General features: G+C 35.6%; 3 protein-coding genes. 2 read left to right on the forward strand and 1 reads right to left on the reverse strand.

Translation table 11 applies throughout. The annotated features are described in order from the left end of the window. Positions 1 to 95: 95 nt before the first annotated feature. Complete coding sequence (locus ACIR310F_RS0114480) at positions 96 to 1,064, forward strand: SDR family NAD(P)-dependent oxidoreductase (protein WP_035368052.1); 969 nt, start codon at positions 96 to 98, stop codon at positions 1,062 to 1,064. Positions 1,065 to 1,157: 93 nt separating this feature from the next. Then, positions 1,158 to 1,832, forward strand: a complete 675-nt coding sequence (locus ACIR310F_RS0114485; protein WP_028084440.1) for a Uma2 family endonuclease — start codon at positions 1,158 to 1,160, stop codon at positions 1,830 to 1,832. 108 nt (positions 1,833 to 1,940) lie between these two features. Here the strand turns inward: ACIR310F_RS0114485 and ACIR310F_RS22640 are convergent. After that, positions 1,941 to 2,244 (reverse strand): DUF4351 domain-containing protein (locus tag ACIR310F_RS22640; protein ID WP_155963834.1); only part of this gene is annotated, 304 nt, incomplete at its 5' end.

Raw genomic sequence — 2,244 nt, forward strand, 5'->3', positions numbered from 1 at the left:
ACTTTACTTTTCGTTACTTATGTCGGTTTTTTTCCGTTCACCTACTTAAAATCATATTAAAATCTCTGGCTGTCAATAAAATGTAAATAAAAAAAATGAGTAAAAATCTGCAAGGGAAAATAGCATTAGTTACAGGTGCTACTAGAGGTATTGGTAAGGGAATTGCTGTGGGTTTAGGTGAAGCAGGTGCTACTGTGTATATTACCGGGCGCACTTTTGAACCTAACAATTATCAGCATTTTGGCGGTAGTTTACGAGAAACCGAAACCGCTGTTATCGAAGCCGGTGGGGTTTGTATTCCTGTACAGGTTGATCATAGTGATGATGAGCAAATTCGTCAACTTTTTGCACGTATTGAGAGTGAACAAAATGGTCAATTAAATATTTTAGTTAATAATGTTTATGGAGGAGTACAAGCATTAAGAACAGCCTTTGGTAAGCCGTTTTGGGAATTAGAACCGAGTTTTTGGGATGCTGCTAATAATGTAGGTTTAAGAAGTCATTATGTGGCTAGTATTTATGCTGCAAGAATGATGATCAAACGGAAAAAAGGGGTCATTTTTACTATTTCTTCCTGGGGAGGAATGTCTTATATTTTTAGTGTTCCTTATGGTGTGGGAAAAAGTGCTTGTGATAGATTAGCCGCAGATATGGCTAAGGAATTAAAACAATATAATGTCAGTTCTCTGGCTATTTATCCGGGTATTGTAGGTACGGAACAGATTACAAATTTCGCCAAAGAACAGAGTTCAGAAAATGGTAATTCTTCATTATTTGCTGATGGTTATAATTGGGAAACACCATTATTTACTGGCAGAGCGATCGCTAGTTTAGCAGCTGATGTTAATATGATCAAATATACTGGTAAAATCCAAGTTGTCGCTGAAGTTGCGAAGAGATATGGAATTGTAGATCAAAATGGTAATCGTCCTGTATCTTTACGTTCTTTGCGGTTTATTTTACCAATGGCTATACCTTTTTTAAGAAATTATATTTGGTTAATTCCTGATTTAACAATACCTTGGTTAGTGATTTTCTTCTTGATGATTAGCAGTAGATTTTAGGAATTGAAATTTTTTACAATAGTCTATTGTGATTTTAATTTTCAGGAAAATAGTATACAATGAATAAAAAGTCCTCAAGTGGTGGATAAAATCATGGTTAACCAACTTTTAATCAATGATAATGATATTGATAATTGTGATGTACCAGATGTCAACCTGCTAGTCACCGAAGATGATACACCCGTGGATAATCTCGCATCTGCTAAACAACAACGTCTTTTGGTTGGTTCTCTTTATAGTTCCTTAAAAAATCAGGTTTTTTTAGCTGAAGCCAATGTTGGTGTTTATCATACTTATGGTGAACCCGCTATAGTTCCTGATGTATTTATTAGTTTTGATGTTGAAGTTCCTGAAAATTGGTGGGAAAAACAAAACCGTTGTTACCTAGTTTGGAAATTTGGTAAATCACCCGAAATTGTCATCGAAATTGTCTCTAATCAAAAAGGTGAGGAATTAGGGAAGAAACTGAAAATCTATGAACAAATGCGGGTATCTTACTATATTGTCTATGACCCAAATCAACAATTAGGAGAACAGGTTTTAAGAATTTACACTCTCAAAGCTAGACGTTATGTAGAAACTACAAACAACTGGTTAGATGAGATTGGATTAGGTATAACTTTATGGACAGGAGAATTTGAAGGTAGACATAGTTCTTGGTTGCGTTGGTGTTACGAAGATGGTACAGTTTTAGCGACTGGTGATGAACGCGCTCAATTATTAGCGGAAAGATTAAAGGCTTTGGGTGTAGATCCTGATAGTATTTAAAGGTGATTAAGTAAGGGTAAAGCGCAATGCTAAACCCTTGCGAATGGGGATTTAAGGATTTTTTTGTCTGAATCAGGATAATCAGGATTTTAGGATGTACAGGATGTTTTAATATTTATAAACTTTCATCAAAATATACAGTGTTGTTTCTGGTGATAATTCACCTATTCGCCTTTTAAGAAGTTTTAAAATAACCAACCGTTCTCCCTCTTGTCTACCTTCTTGTCTACCTTCAAGTCGTCCTTCTTCTATTCCCCGCTCGTAACTTATGCGCTCACCAGTGGTAATATATCTCATAGTTCGCTCCTGCTCGAATTGTTTATACTCCGACCACAATTGATTCTCCAATGGTTTTGGTAAAATCATCACCCAGTCTATAAAGCGATACAGGTTACGAATATCTTGCTCTTGT

The sequence above is a fragment of the Dolichospermum circinale AWQC310F genome, assembly GCF_000426925.1.
In the GTDB taxonomy this organism is placed as follows: domain Bacteria; phylum Cyanobacteriota; class Cyanobacteriia; order Cyanobacteriales; family Nostocaceae; genus Dolichospermum; species Dolichospermum circinale.

Bases quoted from the DNA above. Each gene is read 5' to 3' on its own strand.
- ACIR310F_RS0114480 (WP_035368052.1), top strand. From the start codon at position 96: ATGAGTAAAAATCTGCAAGGGAAAATAGCATTAGTTACAGGTGCTACT.
- ACIR310F_RS0114485 (WP_028084440.1), top strand. From the start codon at position 1,158: ATGGTTAACCAACTTTTAATCAATGATAATGATATTGATAATTGTGAT.